This window comes from Acidisarcina polymorpha, assembly GCF_003330725.1.
GTDB classification, from domain to species: Bacteria; Acidobacteriota; Terriglobia; order Terriglobales; family Acidobacteriaceae; genus Acidisarcina; species Acidisarcina polymorpha.
On record NZ_CP030840.1, the window covers coordinates 1,024,022 to 1,042,805 of the forward strand.

An 18,784-nucleotide genomic window follows, 5' to 3' on the forward strand; every position below is an offset into this window, starting at 1 on the left:
CTTTTTTTAAATGGAGTTTTGAAGTTGAGTCGCCTTTGCGTAGGGCCTTCGCCAGCAAGGTCGATGTTGGCGCTAGGTTAGTTGGACGAGAAACAACACTAGTCCCACAGCGACCGCGTCTTCCGTCAGCGCGATAGGCAGATCCTTGCCTCCGATGCCTCGCACAAGCCTAGCGCGTGCAGCAGCCCCGAGCAGCGTTCCGACAATCGCTCCAAGTGCTCCAAGGGCGATCCCAGCGAGAGTCGAACCAGCCGGTATCCCGATAGCCGCGCCGCTGATAGCCCCGAGAACTATGCGGACTGCAAACTGAGGTGGCGTCTTGCGACTTGGGGTCTTCGGGAGTTTATCGTTAACGATCTCACCCAGCGCCGCTAGAGTGAGTAGCCAGGGTGTCCAGTGGTAACCTAAGAAACCGAGCCAGCTACCGGCGAGGGAGAGGCGTTCCAAACGCGCCGCCCAACTGATCGCAGCTATAGCTGTCAATGCACGCAGTCCGGAAACGAAACCAAAGCCGAACATTAGTAAGAGTGTCATTGTTATGATCCCTCCTTAAAATGCCTGCCTTATCAACGCCGGCCTGCTGCGCTGAGGCAATGTGCGGAAGCCTCAAGTGTTACAACAATCAACGGAATCGAATCGGTCGTCCCTCATGAAGAATAGTGGTCCGTGACAATAGTGGAAATTCCATATGCGGGTGAGTTAGTTGCATCTGCGATGCGAAAGGTCCAACGTTGGATCGCAACGTAGGTCAGTCAAAGAAGATGACCTAGCCAAACAGATCACGAATCAAACCTCCATCTTTCCCCCCTGTAACTTCCAGCGCAGACTCTGATTTTTGATTAAAAGCTCGGCGATCATCAGTCTGAGACGAGAGTTCTCCTGTTCTAGCTGCAGGGACGACATATCTCCATTCGTGTGATGTGGAGTAAGGGTTACCTCGGTTCGAAGCGTGTGAGCTGTCATCAGACGTACCTCACGCCTGATCTCCTCACTGAAATTCGGGAGCATCGGGCACAGTTCTCAAGGTAGGCCAACATAATTCGTTCTTACAGACCAATCTGAACCGTTTCCGAGCGCCACTTTAGTGGCGTCTACCCGTCGGTTTGTATCTCCAGCAACGGAGCAGAAGCTGCAAATGCGAGGATCCAATGGAAGCTCCGAATTTGCGAACCCCTTCGGGGTGGGGTCGAACTACCCCTTTCGAGGGGGTAAGAGAAAAGGGAGGAAGTCTATACTGGCGCTTGGGGGTGGAGATGAACCCGTCGGACCCAATCAAAATCCTCTCTGTGGACGACCATCCGCTGGTTCGCGATGGGATCAATTTTGCGATTCAATCGCAGCCGGACATGGTGGTGGTTGCCGAGGCCGCGGACGGTCAACAGGCAGTCGAGGAGTTTCGGCGGCATCGTCCAGACGTGACGTTGATGGACCTGCAAATGCCCCTGATGAACGGCATCGACGCGACAATCGAGATCAAACGCATCTCGCCCGCCGCAAGGATCCTAGTGCTGACGACTTACTCCGGTGACGTTCAGGCGACGCGGGCATTGAAGGCAGGAGCCGCCGGCTATCTGTTGAAAGGTTCGCTGCGGAAAGAGTTAGTGCAAGCCATCCGCGACGTCCATCAGGGAAGACGTCGCATCCAGCCGGAGATTGCATGCGATCTTGCCGGGCATTTCGATGCGGATATTCTTTCCGCCCGAGAGATCGAAGTCCTCCGAAGCGTCGCCGAGGGATGCTCCAATAAGGTCGTGGCAGGAAATCTTAGTATCGCGGAGGACACCGTGAAAGGTCACATGAAGAGTATTATGGCGAAGCTCCAGGCAAACGATCGCACTCATGCAGTTCTCATTGCGATGAAGCGCGGCTTCCTTGACGGTTAAATGACCATCCGGCAGAGTTGAGAGCGAAAGGGGAATGGATGGTTGGCTTGGCAGGCGAAGGACGCCTATACACGAATCCGCCCGCCCGACGTTCCGACCCTCAGTGGGTCTCGAGAGTCGCGCAGGCCGCGCGCCTCCTTCACCCTCCCCTGATTCACCATACGGAGCAACTGCCAGTCACCGCCGTTGCGACCTTACTTAGCTTTTTCTTCGCCTTTCTTCTGGCTTTTCCACCGGCGTCCGCAGGGCAGCGTTGGCACGCATCAGCGATGAGGGTGCCTCCTCCCCAGAGTGCTCAACCGCTCGATGACATGGCGCACATGAGCTGGACGCGCCGAGATGGAGCGCCCGCCGACATCGCCGCTCTGGCGCAGACTGAGGACGGATATCTCTGGATTGGCTCGCGCCGCGGGCTTTTTCGGTTTGATGGATTGCAGTTTCAGTCTTATCCATTTACCCCAGACGATCCCCAACTACCGGCGTCCGATATCGCGGCGTTAGCAGCTGATCGCGACGGCGGATTATGGATCGGGTACCGGATGGGCGGTATCACTTACCTGAGCGCAGGGAAAAAGATCGACTATGACCGCGCGAGCGGTCTGATAAGTGAATCGACAGAGCAGCTCCTATGCCGGCCAGACGGGTCAGTATGGGCAACGGCGGACGGACGGCTGATGCATCTGACCGGGCCGACCTGGGAGAACTATTCCGCTCGACATGGACTCTCGTCTGAAGGTCTTTACTCGCTCTTCTTCGACCGGGAGGGCAATCTTTGGACGGCCGACAAAGGCCATATTTACGAGTTGAAGAAAGGCGAGGATAAATTCTCGCTCATCGATATTCCAAATGGAACAGTGAACCAGTTCCTTCAACTGGAAGACGGCAGTATCTGGATTAGCGATGCATGGAAAAGTGTAAGACCGCTGCTTGACGCAAAGGGCGCGCATGCGGTGCGTATCCCCGGCGTCCCAGTTATGCTGAACGACAGCCACAATAACGTCTGGCTGGCGAATGAGTTTGGTGGACTTACCCGGATCAGGCATCCAGGCACCGATCAGCTTCAGGTGGAGAAGTATGGAGCAGCGAATGGGTTGACGGATGGGCAAACTCGGGCCATTCTCCAGGACCGTCAGGGGACTATCTGGGTAGCCACTGCTCGTGGTCTGGACCGTTTCCGCCCATCTCCACTGGTTCAGTTCCGTGGCGTTCAGCTTGACTATTATCCAGCTCTCTTGGCCGATAGGAACGATGGAATCTGGCTGCACGACATGGATAAGCCGCTCATGCGCCTACGTTCCGGCAAGCTGACGTTCATCGGCGAAGGTCACGGCAGCAGTTCGCTCTTCCAGGATACTGATGGTTCGGTCTGGATGCTCGATCAGATCACTCATGATTTCTATCGCTACAAGGAGAGTGGCGGCGCCCCGACCCGAATTCCTTCTCCCGACGTGGCGAAGCAGGTTGAAACCTGGTGTTTGGGGAAGGACCGGCAAGGGGCGCTCCTTGGTTGCTTTGAAGGTCATGGATTGTGGCGCTACTTTGATGGAGCATGGAACCCTGTGAAGGACCCTGGCTTGCCGCAGGAATCGCCCTTGTCCCTGGCCAGAGGAGAAGGTGGCCGGCTGTGGCTGGGGTATCCTCACAATCAAATTGCACTAGACGAGGGCCATGGCTACCATGCGTACGGTCGGAAAGACGGAGTGGAAGTCACCAGCGTCTTCACCTTTTACGATGCCGGAGGTCTGGTCCTGGCGGGAGGCTCGGACGGCCTGGCGTTTTTCGACGGAAAAAGCTTCCACTCACTGCACCTTCGGTCGCCCGAGTTGCTTCGCGGCATTTCCGGAATCGTCCGGGACGGGACGGGCGATCTGTGGTTGAACGCGGGTCTTGGGATCGTTCGACTGCCTTCAGCGGAGTGGAAGAGAGCCATGGAAGATCCCCGTTACGCCATGGATTTTCAGTTGATTAATGATCAGGACGGCTTAATAGGCTCGCCGACTCAAAGCAAGCCAGCGCCTTCCGCCGTCATCGACAAGACCGGAGTGTTGTGGTTTGCCACCTCAGGGCACCTTGTCGCGATCAACCCTGCCGCTGCCCGCCAGAGTGGCTCAACGCCAAATCTGCTGTTGCAGGCAATCGTCGTGAACGGCAAAGTACGCAGCTACACCAAAGGCATGCCGATCACCGAAAGTTCCCTGCGGCTGAAGACGCTCGAATTTGACTACAACGGAGTAGATTTGAACTCGCCGGAGCGGGTCGTCTATCAATACAAGCTGGTGGGGCAGGATAAGGACTGGCAGGATGTGGGCAGCCGGCGGCAGGCTTACTACACCAATCTCTCTCCAGGAAAATACCAATTTCATGTGCGCGCTGCGACTGGAACAGGGCCATGGAGCGAGTTGCAAACGCCCCTACGGTTGACGGTCACCCCGGCCTACTATCAAACACGCTGGTTCTTCGCGGTTTGCTTCTTTGTCGTCTTCGGCCTATTGTGGCTCATCTATCGTGCGCGCCTGGAGTACCTTACCTCTCAAGTGCAAGAGCGTTTAGAGGAAAGGGCCCACGAGCGTATTCGGATCGCCCGGGACCTCCACGATACTTTGCTCCAGGGGGTTCAGGGTTTGATGCTGCGGTTTCATTTCGCCACCGAGCAGCTTCCAGCTGAGGAGCCGGTGCGGGCTATTCTCAGGGACGCACTGGATCGCGCCGATGTTGTCATTCAGGAAGGCCGCGAAAAAGTGAGGGAGCTCCGTGCTGAAGCAGGATCTCAGGCCGAGTTGGAAACTCACCTGAGGAAAGCAGCAATCGCTCTCCAGGCGGACGGCATGGCTCGCATCACTGTCCTCGTTACCGGCGAACCAAGGATACTCCACCCCGCTGTCAACGACGAACTCTATTCCATTGGGCGCGAGGCGCTGACCAATGCGGTGCGCCATGCAGATGCAACTCAAGTGATCCTGGAGCTCGGGTTTGACGATAGCCAGGTGCGACTGCGGTGCCGCGACAACGGCCGCGGCGTGAGCCCGCAAATCGTCGAGGCAGGCTTCAAAGAAGGCCATTGGGGCATCATCGGGATGCGGGAACGGGCGAGAAGCCTTGGCTGCAAGTTGGAGTTTGCCAGCACGCCAGGCGCCGGAACTGAGGTGCAGGTCTGCGTCTCTGGACGGAGAGCGTATTCCAAAATCGTCAACAACGGGCGCACCACCTGGCAGATGCGTTTATCGCCGTTCCTGCGCAATTCCGTTCCTCGACGTTTCAGCCGTATTCGCAGACCATCCGAGTCCTGACCATCTTTAAACAATGGATTACCGCCAGGAAGGGCCGCTTCGATCGGCTTCGGGGCAGTGTTTTCCACCTGAAACCCCTATACTGAAGATCAGTCATGCCCGAATTTCTTCCTGTGAACGATCAGCTCGACCTGCTTCAAAAGGGAGCGGCTGAGATCATCCGCCTCTCCGATCTTCGCGAGCGCCTCGAGGCCTCGCGCCTCTCCGGCAAGCCGTTGCGCGTCAAGGCGGGATTTGACCCGACTGCGCCGGACCTGCACTTAGGCCACACCGTTCTGATTCGTAAGTTGAAACATTTTCAGGACCTCGGCCACACCGTGATCTTCCTCATCGGGGACTTCACCGGCCTGATTGGCGATCCTACCGGGCGCAACGTTACTCGCAAGCCGCTCTCGCACGAAGAAATTCTGCGCAACGCGGAGACCTATAAACAGCAGGTCTTCAAGATTCTTGATCCCGCCAAGACGGTCATCGATTTCAACTCCAAATGGCTGGCAACGCTGGGCTTTGAAGGCATCATCCGGCTGGCGGCAAAGTTCACGGTTTCGCAGATGCTCGAGCGCGACGACTTTCACAAGCGCTTTCAGGAGGAGAAGCCGATCTCCCTGCACGAACTGCTCTACCCTCTCGCCCAGGGCTACGACTCAGTGGCGCTTGAGGCCGATGTCGAACTTGGCGGCACGGACCAGAAGTTCAACCTGCTTATGGGCCGCGAGCTGCAGCGTCACTACAATCAGCTCTCGCAGATCATTCTGATGACTCCGATTTTAGAAGGTTTGGACGGCGTCCAGAAGATGTCGAAATCGCTCGGCAACGCGATCGCCATCAACGATGCGCCAGGAGAGATGTATGGCAAACTGATGTCGATCTCGGACACGTTGATGTGGAGTTATTGGACGCTCCTCACCGACCTGCGCCAATCGGAGATCGAGCAGATGCAGGCAGATGTCGCCTCCGGTGAGTTGCACCCGATGGATGCAAAGAAGCGTCTGGCGGAGATGATTACTGCAGGGTTTCACGGCGATGAGGCTGTGAGCCTTGCTGGAGAGAATTGGGCCAGGCAGTTTCAGCAGAAAGAAATGCCTGAAGACTTGGAGGAAGTGCACGTAAGCTATGCCGATCTGGTCGGACCATCGAGCGCTCCAAGCTTGCCGGGTTCACCAAGTTTGCACATACGGGTGCCGAAGCTGCTGGTGAAACTTGGACTCGCAGCGTCGGGTGCAGAGGCCTCGCGTAAACTAGCGGAGAATGCAGTGAAGATCGATGGCGGAGTGCTCACCAATGCGCTCCTCCCGATCACCACCCCGGCGCGGCTTACCGTTCGAGTCGGAAAACGATCTAAACTCGCGATTGTTACGTAATCAGGGATCTTCACCGTTCTCATCCCCATCCTCAACCAGCACTGCCGACAATCCCACCAAGCTGTAGCTCACAGGAGCGCCTGCTTTGGTAGGGGTGAAGGTCACCTGAAGCGGTTCCCGCTGCCAGCTGGCTGGGGAGCAGGCAGGAGTGGGGTGGTCGCCCAAATCCCAAGTGGCAATCTTCTTCATCAGCAGCGGCTTTTTGGCGGCGACCTGGGCAACGACCGCATAAAGCTGCTTGCCGCCTCCGGAGAGGCCACAGTAGGCGGCGTAGTCGCGAAACCAGGCTATGTTCGAAACCGTGGGGTCAAAATCGGGTAAATGCAGGGCGGTAACTTTGCCGTTGGTGCGGTCGATGAGCAGCCAAGGGCCGCGCTGCCAGACCCAGTGTTCGCTCTTATCGGTCGGCAGGGCGTCATTGAGCCGCAGCGCCCGGCGAACGGCGACGCTGCGATCGGTGACGTCGTGGGCTTCCCCGGTAGTCCACTCTTTCACCTTTTCGTCAATCAACAAGGGACGTATCTTAAGCTCTTTTTCCTCACCGTTGTTACCTGCCGGGTCCCCAGCGACAGAGTAGGGCACCCGCTTGCCGCCGCCAAAGCTGACGGTGTGGACCTTTGGTTTTGCCGCTGCGAAAGTAAAGGGCAGGAATGCTGTGACGGCAAGCAGCCACAACGCCGCACCGGCGGTCCTAATCCTCAACTTTGCGGGGTTCATGGCTGCAAGCTTAGGCGGATGATAGCGAGAGGCGCAAGCCGGTAAATCCCTAACGGCGATTGGCTGCCCATTTCGGAACTTGGCAGCGATCACGCCCGATTTGAGCCTGGGTCTTACAATTCAGCAAGACCATTTGGAGAAAGTTGAGCGATCGGTCCTCCATTCAAGATGCCAGTCAGGATTTCTGTTCCAATCGTCGCGTTCAACGAAGCGGCTAACCTGCGCAGAACGCTTGAGAGCGTCGCCTGGGCAGATGAGATTGTGGTGCTCGACTCCGGCTCATCGGACGAGACCGTGGCCATCGCGCAGGAGTTTGGCGCCCGCGTCTTTGTCGAGCCCTGGCGCGGCTATGGGCCGGGGGTGAATTCGGCGATCGATAAATGCACCGGCGACTGGATTTTCACGCTCGACGCGGACGAGGTCGCGACTCCGGAACTGAGCGCGGAGATCCAGACGCTGTTAAATCACTCCGGAAATGGAGTGGTGTCCCAGCCAATCAGGACGGCTGACCAGTCGTCGAGGCTTCGGCACTCAGAACCCCAGTACGACGCCTACTGGATTCCCCGGCTCAATCTCATCCTGGGACGATGGATGTGGCATGGCGGCGTCTATCCTGACCCCAAGCTGCGCCTCTTTCGCCGTGGGACGGCGCGGCTGCGGGAAGATACCGAGCCCCATGCGACTCCGAAATGGGATGGACCCGCAGGTCGGCTCAAGTCTCACATGCTGCACTACGCCTATCCGAACCTCGCCATGTATCTCGAGCATATGGATCGCTACAGCACGGCCAGCGTCCCGCTCATGCTTCGAAGAGGCAAGACCAGTCAGAGCCTTCCCGAGTTCGTGCTGAACATGTTCTTAAATCCGCTGGCAACGTTTCTCTACAACTACGTCTTTCGCCTCGGTTTCCTGGATGGACGTGAGGGATTTCTCTTCCACTTGAACCACTCGGTTTATGTGAACTGGAAATATGTAAAAGCGTGGCAAGCAGCGAAACAAATCGCCATAGATGCTGCTGAACCATCCAGCACAATTCAAGGTTGACTTGCTTGAAAGGACCTAGCTGGCTTGATGCTCGAGGCGAGCGCCTCGAGAGCGTCTGCTGCCGCATGGACGCCATTTTCCTTCTGCAATTGAAGACCGAGGGCGGCGGCGCGTTCACGGTACTTGGGTTCGGCGAGCATGTCGCGAATGAGATTCGCCGCTGCCTCGGCCTGGTACCGGTGACGCTGGATGACCTTGGCAACTCCGAGGCGGCGAACGCGGCGGGCATTGTCCGGTTGGTCGTGGCTGTAGGGCATAAGCAGCATCGGCTTGCCGGCGCGGAGGGCCTGGGCGGTGGTGCCGACCCCACCCTGGTGGATGATCAGCGAGGCGCGTGGAAAGAGCCGGGAATAGGGAGCATATTGCGTAACGCAGATGCTATCGGGAACTTTATGGTGTGGCAGATTGCGGGCATCGTTCCCCACCAGCAGGACCGCACGCTGATTGAGCTTTTCGGCGGCGAGAGCGCTTTGCTCGTAGAAATCTCCCGCGTCGAGCACCGCCGCCGATCCAAGGGTGAAAACCAGCGGTGGTGGACCGGCCTGGAGGAATGCTTCAAGTTCCGGAGCGAGGTCCACTTTGCCGGCGTCCCCATCGTAGTAGACAAATCCGCAGGTGCGAGTACAGGAGGGCCAATCAGGTTGAGGCTCTCCGAGTACCGATGAGAAGAGCGCGAGTACGAGCTGCGAGGAAAACTTGGCATCGAAGATGGGATCGCTGCCTGGAGACAGGCCAAGTTGCTCGCGCAGTTCATAGACCGGTTCTGACCACTCCCGTGTCACATATCGTGCAAACCGCGCGATGAGGTGGCCCATTCCAGGCACGAGCGCCTGCATCTTCGCAAGGGTAGGGTACGGCGGCAGCACTGGCGGGTCGTAGGCGGAGAAGAAAGAAAATGGAGCCAGCACATAACTGGCCCAGGGAATTCGGGTCATCTCGGCAACGATTGGGCCTGCGTAGGCAAGCTCGCCGCTAACCAGCAGGTCTGCGCCGCCATCGGCCATAACGGCAGCCATCAGGTCTTCATAGCTTTGCCGGATCGCCGGGAAGAGGAACTCACGCAGGCCGCGCTCGGTTCCCTTCTTGATGTCGTAGATCATAGCGACAAGGCGGCTATCGTGCGGATCCTGATCGGGACGGATTCGGTGGAAGCCGATGCCCAGCGGCTCGATCTTCGAGCGAAACATCTCGGGCACGGCCAGCACCGGATCATGCCCGCGGGAGCGCATCTCTAGGGCCAGCGCAATCAGCGGATTCACATCGCCGAAGGTGCCAAAAGTGGTGAAAACAATCCGCATCCGGGTGGTGGAGTCTCCACTATGACGGTAGCGTATGGCTCCATCGACGCAAAGCTTGTTGATCGAATGTTCACATTCGATCGTTGGTCGTTTCGGCTCACTTCCATGCGATCAGTTTAGGCATGGGAGCTTCTCCCGGGCGAGTCGCACCCGCCTCGAGATGCACGCAAGCGCTTGGCGATCTTCAATCGCCGCAGTTCTAGCGGGCAGAAACAAAGAAGTCAGCGATCTGTGACGTAGAGTCACGAGCCAGGCAGGACCTTCGTCGTTCGGAGCCTGCAACCACACGAGCGACGAATCACCAGTTGTACGGGAAGCATGATCTCCTTGCCGCGCTCCGGCGGTCTTGGCAGCAGGAGATTCTCGAAGAGAGCATTGGCCGCAACCCTGCCTACGTCATAGGAGGGCTGCCGGACGACGGTCAGTGTCGGATGCAGGATCTCTGCCAGTTCGAAATCGTCGAAGCCGGCAATCGCAACGTCGCCCGGAATCGAGATTCCAATTTCATTCAATGCCAGCAACGCCTGCCGCATCGTCAGATTGTTCGAGCAGAAAATTGCAGTCGGGGGGTTCGGCCGGCCAAGCAGCTTTGACAATGTCTGCGCGATCGATTCGTTACCGGAGCAGTCGATGTAGGGTTCAGCTTTGAGTTTTGCCCCGCTCAATGCCTGCCGGTAGCCTTCATAACGCATCTTCATCGTGTACAAGTCACGTCTCAATCCGAGACAGGCGATACGAGTATGGCCATGGCCGACCAGGTGATCGACCGCTAATTTGGCTCCCATTTGGTTCTGCACCAGGACTGAATCGAACCGCGCATCGGGGGCCGGCCGGTCGAGCGTCACGATCCGGCAGTTCTGAAATTCGCGCTTGTGGAGATACGACTCCTTCTGCATCGCTGGAATGATTACCATCCCCTCGACAAGACGCCGCAGCATCTGCGAAGCTTCGCGCTCCTCGATCGCCGGATCTTCTGTAGAGGTCGTGACCAGGACAGAATAGCCATGCTCTTTCGCCACCGTGGCAATGGCATGTGCGCAGGTCGCAAAAAAAGGATCGTAGAGATAAGGGACGATGACGCCGATGGTCCTGGTCTTGACGCCGCGGAGCGCTCGGGCTACTTCGTTCGGCTGGTAGTTCAGGCGTGCGATGGCCTTGTGGATTCGCTTCGCAGTGGATTCAGAGACAGTAACGGACCCGCTCAACAGACGAGATACGGTCATTGTGCCAACGCCCGCGAGCTTCGCCACGTCGGCCATCGTCGCATTCCGCTGCATAGAACTCCTAACGATTCTTGACTCTCATTCTGGACCGGTATGGAAGACAAACAGTGCGGCGCCTAGATAGTCCAATTGACATCGACATCATTGGTCTCTTATAAGCGTTGAGTGGTAGCGATATCATGCTCTTCTTCCGGCGCCATCAATCCCCAAGCCGCAGTCTGCCTGGCTAGAAGATAGAAGTAGACACACTATAAACAGTTTAGGAGACACCTTGGCACGTATTTTTTATCGCCGCACAACTCTCCTCACCTTTATCTCTCTGTTCTCCATGGGGATATCGCCCATTCCTCTGGCCACTGCGCAGTCCAGTCCTCAGGTCGCGGCGCCTCTGGATCCTGCTTTCCTCCGCGCACAGCATCTTCGCCACGGCATCAACGCCAGCATCTGGTTCGCGCAGGCTTCGGGAAATTACTCGGTCGAGCGGCTACGCACCTTCACCACCGCGGATGATATCGCGCTGATGGCGAAATTAGGTTTCGACCATGTTCGCCTAAGTATCGATGCCGATCCCCTACTCGATTGGCAGAGAGCCAGTAGTGGCGTGACTCCTTTCATGACCGAACTCGATCGTGTCGTCCATACCATCCTCGACAACCATCTTGCGGTCATTATCGATGTTCATCCGGAAAGCAAGTTCAAGGCGCCGCTAAAGCAAGGCACTGGTTCCGTTCAGCAGTTCACTTTCTTGTGGAGGGCGCTCGCCAATCACTTCGCCGGCAGCGATCCCGAGTTTGTCTTCTTCGAGATCATGAATGAACCCGAGCAGGAGGACCCCTATCGCTGGCAAGGTATCGAGAGCGTCGTCGGAGCGGCGATTCGCCAGGTCGCTCCACGCCACACCATCCTGGTAGCCGGCGCACACTGGTCGAGCCTCGAAGACCTGTTGGCGCTCGAACCCATCGCTCTGACCAATGTGATCTACACTTTTCACGACTATGAACCATTTCCCTTTACCCACCAGGGCGCAACCTGGACCAGCCCCGAGGTCCAGCCGCTCCGCGCAATTCCCTACCCCTCGACGCCGGCAGATATCGCGCCCAAGCTTGAGCAGGAACCCGACCTGAGCGGCGAATATTTTCTGAATCAATATGGTCTAGGCCGCTGGGATGCGTCGCGGGTTGAGAGTACCATCGCCTTCGCGGCGCGTTGGGCCGCGCTCCATCACGTGCCGGTTTATTGCGGCGAGTTCGGGGTCTTGCGCTACTACGCTCCGCCAGAGATGCGCGCCCAATGGCTCCATGACATGCGGGTCGCGCTTGAAAGGAACAATATCGGCTGGGCCATGTGGGACTATCAGACGAATTTCGGCATCGTGACCAAGAAGGATGGAGTAACGACGCCCGATGCGGCCATCGTCAAAGCTCTTGGCCTCTCTGCCTCAGGCAGCTAGCGGGGCATCCGATGACCGGATTTTAACAAAGTAGATTTTAACAAAGTAGATTGATGGAGAGGGTCCGGCTTGAGGATCGAAGGGACAATTTCTGGCCGCTCAAGGCGGTCATTCGGATGAGCAGTTTATCGGCAATCTGAGCAGGTTCCTCTTCAAGATAGAATGGAACAAGGAACCAATACCCATGCGACGCGTTTACATGGATGCCAATGCCACCACCCCGCTGGCGCTCGAGGTGTTTGAGGCGATGCGTCCGTACATGGTGGAGAGCTTTGGCAACGCCTCCTCAATTCACTACCATGGACGCCACGCACGCGGCGCTGTCGAACAGGCGCGCGCGTCGGTCGCTGCTTTGCTCCATTGCAGTCCCTCCGAGGTAGTCTTCACCAGCGGTGGCACGGAGGGCGACAATCTGGCACTGTTTGGCCTCGTCCAGCCTGGCGATCATGTCATTACCACCGCGATCGAGCACCACGCCGTGCTCCACGCAGCGGAGCGCCTTCAGCAGCGCGGCGTAGAGGTGACCTTCGTCCGCGTTGGCAGCGATTGCGTCGTCGATCCCGCTGACATACGCCACGCCCTCCAACCCAACACCAGGCTGATCAGTGTGATGATGGCCAACAACGAAACCGGAGCCATCCAGCCAGTTGAGGAGATTGGCTGCATCGCCGCCGAGGCCGATGCATACTTTCACTCCGACGCCGTTCAGGCCGCCGGCAAGCTTACCATCGACGTCGAGAAGATCGGCTGCGACCTGCTCACCATCGCTGGCCATAAGATGTACGGCCCGCAAGGGGCAGGCGCTCTCTTTGTACGCCGCGAGACTCGACTCGAGCCTCTTTTCTTTGGCGGCTCCCACGAACGCCAGCGCCGTGCAGGGACCGAGAATGTGGCAGGCATTGTTGGACTAGGCAAAGCCGCGCAACTGGCGCTCCATGCCATTGACCAGGGAGCTCCCGCGCACATCGCCGCTCTGCGCGATCGACTCGAAACTGGAATCCTGCAAACCATCGAAACGGCCGGCATCAACTCCGGCCACGCTCATCGTGTTCCCAACACTACGAACGTCTGGTTTGATGAGTTCGAGGGAGAATCGCTCGCCATTGCTCTCGACCTCAAAGGACTCGCCGTCTCGGGGGGCAGCGCTTGCTCTTCCGGAGCCAGCGAAGCCTCTCATGTCCTTACCGCCATGGGTCTCCCACCGAAGCGTGCGCAGGCAAGCCTTCGTTTCAGCCTCACCAAGGACACCAGCCAGAACGATGTCGATTTTGCCCTCGACCTGATAGGTTCCGTGTTCAGCCGTCTCCACGAAGTGTCCTCCGTGCCGCTGATGAACCGCGGCTGAGTGGTCGGTCCCATTGCCGACGTTAGACTTTCTGATCGCCCGCTGCTCGGCTGGCTCCTTTTCACCTTGTTAGAATAAGAGCGGGAGCTTAAAAGCTTGCGTCGGATTCTTCCGCGACTCCGATCCAGTACCCGCCGCTCACTGAACTCATGACCCCACCAGTCAACAACACGGTAGCCGTAGCCATGTCGGGCGGAGTCGATTCGTCGACCGTTGCCGCCATGCTCAAGACCGAAGGGTATGAGTTAGTCGGCCTGACGATGCAGCTCTGGAACCAGCGCCGCTTGTTGGGGCGCGAAGGCATGCCCGAACAGGTGCGTGGCCGCTGCTGCTCGATCGACGATGTCTACGACGCCCGCCGAGTCGCCGACGACCTTGGCATTCCGTATTACGTCGTCAACCATCAAGAGCGCTTTGAGCGTGATGTGGTGAAGCCCTTTGTCAAAGAGTACCTTGCCGGGCGCACCCCGATTCCCTGCTCCCTGTGCAACGATCATCTGAAGTTCGACCAGCTGCTGATCACCGCCCGGCAGATCGGCGCCGACCGCATCGCGACTGGCCATTATGCCCGCAACGAATACGATCCTGCCAGAGACCGCTGGATCCTCAAGCGTCCTGCTGACACGAGCAAGGACCAGACCTATTTTCTTTTTGGCTTAACTCAGGATCAACTATCCCGGACTCTCTTTCCGCTTGGCGGCTACACCAAGCCGCGGGTTCGTGAGATCGCGCAGGAACTCGGCATCGCGTCGGCTAATAAGCCCGATTCGCAGGAGATTTGCTTCATTCCCGGCGGGGACTACAAGAAGTTCATCGACGCCTATCTCGATGAGCAGGGCGAAGAAATGCCGAACTCTTGCGGAGAACTGGTTGCGACGACGGGAGAAGTTGTGGGCCATCATGCCGGAATTCACAACTTCACTGTGGGCCAGCGGAAGGGTCTAGGCGTCGAGTCGCCGACCGCCTTATACGTAATCCAGATCGCCGGTAACGAAAAGAATCAGGTTCGAATTGGGATCGAAGAAGAGCTGTATCAGCGAACTCTCCGCGCCCATCGACTGAATTGGATTGCGATTCCCGATCTGCTTGGAGAGATGCGGGTTCAAGTCAAAATCCGCCACCGTCACGAGCCCGCATGGGCCACAATCCGCATGGAGACTGCGGATGTGCTCCTAGCGGAATTTGACGAGCCGGCAAGGGCCATTACCCCTGGGCAGGCCGCAGTTTTCTATGACGGGGATGAAGTCGTCGGCGGCGGATGGATCTGTTGACGGAACCAAAGCCGCAACGCCGTGGCGTATGCAGCTTTCTGCCGAACCATCTTTATCTTCTGGGCGTTTCGCTAGAGGCCGAGGCAGCCGCCCTGACGTTGAGGTTCTCATCAACGGCAACGACGACAGGCTAGTCAACTTCGGCGACGGGCGACGCTTTGCTGCCGGAATACTTGGAAGCAGCATCGGAATACCTCGAAGTCTCCGCAGGCCGTGGATCGCCCGACTTACTCCGTAGCACGTCAAGGCCAGCCTTGAAGCCGGTTAGCAGTCCATTTAATTGTCTTAGTGGAACCGAAATGCCATGCTGAATCGCGGCGCTTGCATGCGTAATCCCGTCCAGAGTACCACTCACCATTTCGTCCACGCGGGCAGTCTGGGCGCGGGTTTTTTCAAGCACGTCGTCTACAGAAACTTTGATCGTTTGTGACTCATTCTTTACGGTCTCGCTAATCACCACCAAGTTGTTGCTGATTGCCTTGATCTTCGGCGCCAGATCTTCAAGCGTGACCTTTGAGGAAGCGATCATAGGCAAAGCATTTTCGGTGACGTGGTTCAGGATGACTTCAAGTTTCACCTGCAGCTTGCGGAAGGCGAGAAAAAGCCCAAGAAGGATTCCAGCCTGCATGAGCACACCGATAGCGGTCGCTGCAGTGAAGAGAAGGTAGACGTACGGCGGAATTTCCGGGCTCATGAAGCCGTTCTCCGTGAGAATCTCGTAATCGTAAGAGCGGACAGTAGGAGTCGGCCCCCGTCTTCCAGAGGCCGGCTGTCTTCAATCGCGTTCTGCCATGGGTCGTAGAGGGTTAAACACCCGCTCCATTAGGGACGGTTGGGTCGGCCGCGGTTGACTTGTAAGCCTGCTTTCCAGCATCCACTGCCGCAGCGACCTTTTCCACGTGCCCCTGAACAAAGTCCCGGCCTTGATATACCGCTTGTTCAACTTGGGCGCGTCCCTGATCCACATATTGGCGGCCCTGCTCCACGTAGTCGCTGACCTGACTCTTGCCTTTGTCCACCAGCGTCGAAACCTGCTCAGCAGTCTCGCGGGAGCGCTGCTTGAGGTATTCTGCGCCCTCACGGGCGGTGCTTGCTACATCCTCGCGAGTTTCGCGTCCCGGCTTGGGAGCATAAAGAACGCCGAGCAGGGCACCTAGCCCGAGCCCGGCTACGAACCAGCTGAATCCGCCACTCTGTTTTTCGTCTGACATTTGAACATCTCCTTGATTTCCGAAGCTTTCCGGCATTCCAACGGAATCTTCCGGCACCGAATCATTACGAGTATATATAGATGCCCCAAAGACTGCTCCCGCTGGCCGGAAACGAGAAATCTATCAATTATCGGGGAGGACCACCGGCAGCCATAGGATTTGCGCCGCTCCCCCGTGTCGCTCCTTTAGTCCTTTGTGGACCCGGGCGGCAGAGGATAATACCCGGTGCGATGGCGCAAGGCATACTCTGAACCGGGCGGCGTGCCGGTCAAGGTTACCGAGATGCTCCGGAAATCCGGAGAATCCGACCGGCGGGAGGGATAATAGCCCAGCAGATACTGAGTTCGCAGATCCTCGGACACCTGCTGAAAGGCCTTGGTCAGCTGGGTGGATTCAGCGTAATAATGCTTGCCACCGGTCTCCTGGGAAAGCGTGATGAGCGCGTGCTCCCCGCCAGTGTCTCGACCGGCATCGGCAGCAATCGGCACGTCGATGATGCTGTAGACCAGGACTTCGGAACGCAACGCCTGCTCAAGCGCGCGAGGGTAATCAACGCCTTTGACGGTATCGTCGCCATCTGAAATCAGTACCAGGACCTTACGCCCCTGATGGCTAGCCAGGCTCTGCGAAGCAAGATAGATGGTGTCGTACAAGGCCGTCGCTGGCCCCCCGCGCAACCGGTCGAGGCCGCTGTCGATCTGATGGAGATTGTTGGTAAACGGCACAACCTCGCGCACATCGGAAGAGAAATCCATCAGGTCGAGTTGGTCGACCGGGCGAATCAGGGCGTGCACGAACTCTCTCGCCGCGTGTTCCTCAATACTCATGTCCTTGTGGACGGTCCCACTGGTGTCGATGGCCAGGACGATCGAGAGAGGCACCGCGGATTCGCGGTCGAAGAGGGCTATCTTCTCAGGATGACCATCCTCGGCCAGGATGAAGTTATCTTTCGTCAACCCTGCCACCGGCGCCCCTTTGGAGTCCGTAACATTCACGAAGACATTCACCAAGTGGACATCGACTCGGATTGCCGGGGCAGAAATGGACGCTGTTTTCTGTTGCGCCTGACTATTCCCCAACGAGGTGACCACGGGACCGACGCCTATTCCTTGTGAGGAATCCTGCGCTATCGCCCGAAACGAAACCAAGGCGAGTGAAAACAATAAAACTGGAACAATCCCGATTTGCATTCAATACCCACTGCTTAGACTCCGCCGGAAAAGGATGCGTTTCAGCGGGAATGACCCCAAACGGCCCATCGTCACATCGTAGACGCGCGGCGACCTTCTTTGCTTGAGCTGCAATCGCTTCGTGCTACCATCGGCTTCGATCATGAACATATCCAGCCGCAAAACCCTCGCGCTCTTTTCGCCTCTGCTGCTTGCCGGGATATTGGTTCCCCGACTTTCCTCGCAGGCGACTAGCTCTTCTTCGACAACCGCTGCTCCAGCCAAGACTACCCATAAGCCCACGGCCGCAAGCGCCGCGACCGCAAACGCCACGACCGCCATGAAGCTGCCACCAAATATCCCGCCGGTGCGCGGGATCCCCAAGACGCTCATTGCTCTCAAGTACATCGATATATTGCCCGGGAATGGCGAATTGGCGAAGCCGGGATGGAAATACAGCGTCCACTACACCGGATGGCTGCATGACGGGACCAAGTTCGACTCCTCCGTCGATCGTGGTGCGCCGATCGACTTCATCCAGGGACAACATCGGGTCATCCCGGGGTGGGATGATGGCTTCGAGGGCATGCATGTCGGCGGCAAGCGCAGGCTTTTCATTCCCTATCAGCTCGCCTATGGCGATTCCGGGCGGGGCCCGATTCCAGCGAAGGCCGATCTGATCTTCGACATCGAGCTCGTGGCTCAGTCCGATCCTAATGCGCCTCCGCCGCCGGCTACCCCTCCCCCAACGACGCCAAGTGCACAACCGAGCTCGACAACACCGCCGGCATCAACCGCCCCGAAAGCTGCTTCCCCGCAGTAGCCCCGGCTTGGCAGCGCCTTCATTATCGACTTAGCAGGGGGTATCGCTACCCCTCTGGGGGCTTTCGCCGCCAGCGGGGTAGCTTGGAAAAGCTACTCTTGCCCGGGCGCTCCGCTCGGCATACTCTCGTGGTGAATCCTCTGCTGCCGGAAGCGTATGAAGCGCCACATACTGACTTATGGTGTCATCGGCGGAATTCTGATTACCGTGCTGCAGTGGACTGAGTATCGGTTCCTGGTAGTCGAGCATTCGCTCGAGATCTACGGCGGGCCTGATCGCGGTAACCTTTGCCGTCCTCGGTATCTGGCTGGGCCTCAAGCTGACCGGAAGTCGGCAAAAAATTGTTGTCAAGGAAGTTCAAGTTCCCGTTCCCGTTGCCGCTCCCTTCGTCCCTGACGAGAAGCGGCGGGAAAACCTCGGCATCACCCGACGCGAGTTCCAAATCCTCGAATTGATTGCGCAAGGCATGAGTAACCGCGAGATTGCGGAGAAACTCTTTGTCAGCGAAAACACGATCAAAACTCATTCCAGCCGAGTCTTCCACAAGCTAGGCGCCAGGCGCCGAACTGAGGCCGTCCAGTTCGGCAAAGAACTCGGCTTGCTCCCGTGAATGAACCGCTCATAGTGATGATTTTCTTGCTGCGCGGCCAAAATCACTCGAAAGGATGACGACAGAACGACCGCCCTCCCAGCTATGCTGCG

At 57.7% G+C, this 18,784-nt stretch carries 17 protein-coding genes; 9 read left to right on the top strand and 8 right to left on the bottom strand.

Translation table 11 applies throughout. The features are described 5' to 3' along the window. Positions 1-72: 72 nt before the first annotated feature. Entirely contained in the window at positions 73-534 is a 462-nt protein-coding gene (locus ACPOL_RS04560; RefSeq protein WP_114206009.1) for a DUF4126 family protein, read from the bottom strand. A 719-nt stretch (positions 535-1,253) separates the two neighbouring features. On the opposite strand from ACPOL_RS04560, the gene ACPOL_RS04570 reads away from it, so the two are divergent. From ACPOL_RS04570 to tyrS, 3 genes are all read left to right on the top strand, one after another. Beyond that, positions 1,254-1,883: a response regulator transcription factor gene (locus ACPOL_RS04570; protein WP_114206011.1), complete on the top strand. Its 630-nt coding sequence runs from the start codon at positions 1,254-1,256 to the stop codon at positions 1,881-1,883. Between the two features lie 38 nt (positions 1,884-1,921). Next, positions 1,922-5,170 carry a sensor histidine kinase gene (locus tag ACPOL_RS04575; protein ID WP_114206012.1) on the top strand — a complete coding sequence of 1,083 codons (3,249 nt, stop codon included), beginning with the start codon at positions 1,922-1,924 and terminating at the stop codon, positions 5,168-5,170. 95 nt (positions 5,171-5,265) lie between these two features. Beyond that, positions 5,266-6,531: a tyrosine--tRNA ligase gene (gene tyrS / locus ACPOL_RS04580; protein ID WP_114206013.1), complete on the top strand. Its 1,266-nt coding sequence runs from the start codon at positions 5,266-5,268 to the stop codon at positions 6,529-6,531. On the opposite strand, the gene ACPOL_RS04585 is transcribed toward tyrS, so the two are convergent. Next, positions 6,532-7,248 carry a hypothetical protein gene (locus tag ACPOL_RS04585; protein WP_236657237.1) on the bottom strand — a complete coding sequence of 239 codons (717 nt, stop codon included), beginning with the start codon at positions 7,246-7,248 and terminating at the stop codon, positions 6,532-6,534. Positions 7,249-7,416: 168 nt separating this feature from the next. On the opposite strand from ACPOL_RS04585, the gene ACPOL_RS04590 reads away from it, so the two are divergent. After that, positions 7,417-8,292 carry a glycosyltransferase family 2 protein gene (locus ACPOL_RS04590; protein ID WP_114206014.1) on the top strand — a complete coding sequence of 292 codons (876 nt, stop codon included), beginning with the start codon at positions 7,417-7,419 and terminating at the stop codon, positions 8,290-8,292. Here ACPOL_RS04590 and ACPOL_RS04595 read toward each other — a convergent pair. Both ACPOL_RS04595 and ACPOL_RS04600 read right to left on the bottom strand, forming a co-directional pair. Then, a complete protein-coding gene (locus tag ACPOL_RS04595; RefSeq protein ID WP_114206015.1) occupies positions 8,283-9,590 on the bottom strand; it encodes a glycosyltransferase in 1,308 nt (435 codons plus the stop codon). The genes ACPOL_RS04590 and ACPOL_RS04595 overlap by 10 nt on opposite strands. A 242-nt stretch (positions 9,591-9,832) precedes the next feature. Beyond that, on the bottom strand, positions 9,833-10,867 hold the full coding sequence (locus ACPOL_RS04600) for a LacI family DNA-binding transcriptional regulator (RefSeq protein WP_114206016.1): 1,035 nt from the start codon (positions 10,865-10,867) through the stop codon (positions 9,833-9,835). 217 nt (positions 10,868-11,084) lie between these two features. Between ACPOL_RS04600 and ACPOL_RS04605 the strand changes: the two genes are divergently transcribed. The 3 genes from ACPOL_RS04605 (at position 11,085) to mnmA (ending at position 14,879) form a co-directional block, all read left to right on the top strand. Then, positions 11,085-12,263, top strand: a complete 1,179-nt coding sequence (locus ACPOL_RS04605; protein ID WP_236657238.1) for a glycoside hydrolase family 5 protein — start codon at positions 11,085-11,087, stop codon at positions 12,261-12,263. A gap of 184 nt (positions 12,264-12,447) precedes the next feature. Beyond that, on the top strand, positions 12,448-13,608 hold the full coding sequence (locus ACPOL_RS04610; protein WP_114206017.1) for a cysteine desulfurase family protein: 1,161 nt from the start codon (positions 12,448-12,450) through the stop codon (positions 13,606-13,608). Between the two features lie 149 nt (positions 13,609-13,757). Continuing rightward, the gene (gene mnmA, locus ACPOL_RS04615) at positions 13,758-14,879 is read left to right on the top strand and encodes a tRNA 2-thiouridine(34) synthase MnmA (RefSeq protein WP_114206018.1); all 1,122 of its coding nucleotides are present in this window, start codon (positions 13,758-13,760) and stop codon (positions 14,877-14,879) included. A gap of 130 nt (positions 14,880-15,009) precedes the next feature. On the opposite strand, the gene ACPOL_RS04620 is transcribed toward mnmA, so the two are convergent. The 3 genes from ACPOL_RS04620 to ACPOL_RS04630 form a co-directional block, all read right to left on the bottom strand. Continuing rightward, positions 15,010-15,573 (bottom strand): hypothetical protein, encoded by a 564-nt coding sequence (locus ACPOL_RS04620; protein WP_114206019.1) that lies wholly within the window; start codon positions 15,571-15,573, stop codon positions 15,010-15,012. 112 nt (positions 15,574-15,685) lie between these two features. Further along, a complete protein-coding gene (locus ACPOL_RS04625; RefSeq protein WP_114210590.1) occupies positions 15,686-16,090 on the bottom strand; it encodes a YtxH domain-containing protein in 405 nt (134 codons plus the stop codon). A 185-nt stretch (positions 16,091-16,275) separates the two neighbouring features. Next, positions 16,276-17,280: a VWA domain-containing protein gene (locus ACPOL_RS04630; RefSeq protein WP_114206020.1), complete on the bottom strand. Its 1,005-nt coding sequence runs from the start codon at positions 17,278-17,280 to the stop codon at positions 16,276-16,278. A 142-nt stretch (positions 17,281-17,422) separates the two neighbouring features. On the opposite strand from ACPOL_RS04630, the gene ACPOL_RS04640 reads away from it, so the two are divergent. Then, a complete protein-coding gene (locus tag ACPOL_RS04640; RefSeq protein WP_201759095.1) occupies positions 17,423-18,082 on the top strand; it encodes an FKBP-type peptidyl-prolyl cis-trans isomerase in 660 nt (219 codons plus the stop codon). Between the two features lie 202 nt (positions 18,083-18,284). Here the strand turns inward: ACPOL_RS04640 and ACPOL_RS33970 are convergent, their stop codons facing one another. Further along, entirely contained in the window at positions 18,285-18,608 is a 324-nt protein-coding gene (locus ACPOL_RS33970; protein ID WP_201759351.1) for a hypothetical protein, read from the bottom strand. Here ACPOL_RS33970 and ACPOL_RS33975 point away from each other — a divergent pair. Further along, positions 18,549-18,692 carry a response regulator transcription factor gene (locus ACPOL_RS33975; protein ID WP_201759096.1) on the top strand — a complete coding sequence of 48 codons (144 nt, stop codon included), beginning with the start codon at positions 18,549-18,551 and terminating at the stop codon, positions 18,690-18,692. The two genes, ACPOL_RS33970 and ACPOL_RS33975, sit on opposite strands and share 60 nt — an antisense overlap. Positions 18,693-18,784: the final 92 nt, after the last annotated feature.

Coding starts and splice junctions, on each gene's coding strand:
- ACPOL_RS04630 (WP_114206020.1), bottom strand. CDS start 17,280: ATGCAAATCGGGATTGTTCCAGTTTTATTGTTTTCACTCGCCTTGGTT.
- ACPOL_RS04570 (WP_114206011.1), top strand. CDS start 1,254: ATGAACCCGTCGGACCCAATCAAAATCCTCTCTGTGGACGACCATCCG.
- ACPOL_RS04590 (WP_114206014.1), top strand. CDS start 7,417: ATGCCAGTCAGGATTTCTGTTCCAATCGTCGCGTTCAACGAAGCGGCT.
- mnmA (WP_114206018.1), top strand. CDS start 13,758: ATGACCCCACCAGTCAACAACACGGTAGCCGTAGCCATGTCGGGCGGA.
- tyrS (WP_114206013.1), top strand. CDS start 5,266: ATGCCCGAATTTCTTCCTGTGAACGATCAGCTCGACCTGCTTCAAAAG.
- ACPOL_RS04595 (WP_114206015.1), bottom strand. CDS start 9,590: ATGCGGATTGTTTTCACCACTTTTGGCACCTTCGGCGATGTGAATCCG.
- ACPOL_RS33970 (WP_201759351.1), bottom strand. CDS start 18,608: ATGAGTTTTGATCGTGTTTTCGCTGACAAAGAGTTTCTCCGCAATCTC.
- ACPOL_RS33975 (WP_201759096.1), top strand. CDS start 18,549: ATGAGTAACCGCGAGATTGCGGAGAAACTCTTTGTCAGCGAAAACACG.
- ACPOL_RS04640 (WP_201759095.1), top strand. CDS start 17,423: ATGAACATATCCAGCCGCAAAACCCTCGCGCTCTTTTCGCCTCTGCTG.
- ACPOL_RS04585 (WP_236657237.1), bottom strand. CDS start 7,248: ATGAACCCCGCAAAGTTGAGGATTAGGACCGCCGGTGCGGCGTTGTGG.
- ACPOL_RS04560 (WP_114206009.1), bottom strand. CDS start 534: ATGACACTCTTACTAATGTTCGGCTTTGGTTTCGTTTCCGGACTGCGT.
- ACPOL_RS04600 (WP_114206016.1), bottom strand. CDS start 10,867: ATGCAGCGGAATGCGACGATGGCCGACGTGGCGAAGCTCGCGGGCGTT.
- ACPOL_RS04620 (WP_114206019.1), bottom strand. CDS start 15,573: ATGAGCCCGGAAATTCCGCCGTACGTCTACCTTCTCTTCACTGCAGCG.
- ACPOL_RS04610 (WP_114206017.1), top strand. CDS start 12,448: ATGCGACGCGTTTACATGGATGCCAATGCCACCACCCCGCTGGCGCTC.
- ACPOL_RS04625 (WP_114210590.1), bottom strand. CDS start 16,090: ATGTCAGACGAAAAACAGAGTGGCGGATTCAGCTGGTTCGTAGCCGGG.
- ACPOL_RS04575 (WP_114206012.1), top strand. CDS start 1,922: ATGGTTGGCTTGGCAGGCGAAGGACGCCTATACACGAATCCGCCCGCC.